The 695-nt window shown below is 65.8% G+C and carries 1 protein-coding gene; it reads right to left on the bottom strand.

What is annotated here, in order from left to right; genetic code table 11:
- The coding region (locus tag ACRYR9_RS19785; protein WP_459077416.1) for an AAA family ATPase at nucleotides 1-695 on the bottom strand (695 nt) is incomplete at both ends.

The raw sequence follows: 695 nt of genomic DNA, 5'->3' as shown, positions 1-695 counted from the left end.
ATCGAGCTCGCGCAGGTGGCGCAGCTTGTCGCCGATCTTGCCTTCCAGACCGCGCGGCGTCGGCACGTACCAGTTCTGCGCGGGCAAGTCGTCGGGGAAGTAGGTTTCGCCTGCTGCGTAGGCTTCGGGCTCGTCGTGGGCGTAGCGGTAGGCGTGGCCGTAGCCGAGTTCTTTCATCAGCTTGGTCGGCGCGTTGCGCAAGTGCACGGGCACGGTGCGCGACTTGTCCTGGCTGACGAACGCGCGCGCAGCGTTGTAAGCGTTGTAGCCGGCGTTGGACTTGGGGGCGATAGCCAGGTAGATCACCGCCTGGGCCAGCGCCAATTCCCCTTCCGGTGAGCCGAGGCGCTCGTACGTTTCGGCAGCATCCAAGGTGATACGCCCTGCTCGCGGATCGGCCAAGCCGATGTCTTCCCAGGCCATGCGCACGATGCGGCGGGCAAGGTAGCGCGGGTCGGCACCACCATCGAGCATGCGACAGAACCAGTACAGCGCCCCGTCCGGATCGGAGCCGCGCACGGACTTATGCAGCGCGCTGATCTGGTCGTAGAAGGCATCGCCACCCTTATCGAAGCGGCGCAGGTTTTCCGACAGCGCAGACGCCAGCAGCGCCTCGTCGATCACTGGGGCGCTATCGCCTTCGGCCTGTGCACGCGCCGCGCGCGTCACGATCTCGATGTTGTTGAGCAGCTTGC

It is taken from the genome of Kineococcus auxinigenes, from assembly GCF_050871525.1.
GTDB lineage: Bacteria > Actinomycetota > Actinomycetes > Actinomycetales > Kineococcaceae > Kineococcus.
This window is presented reverse-complemented; position numbering and strand designations above follow the sequence as displayed.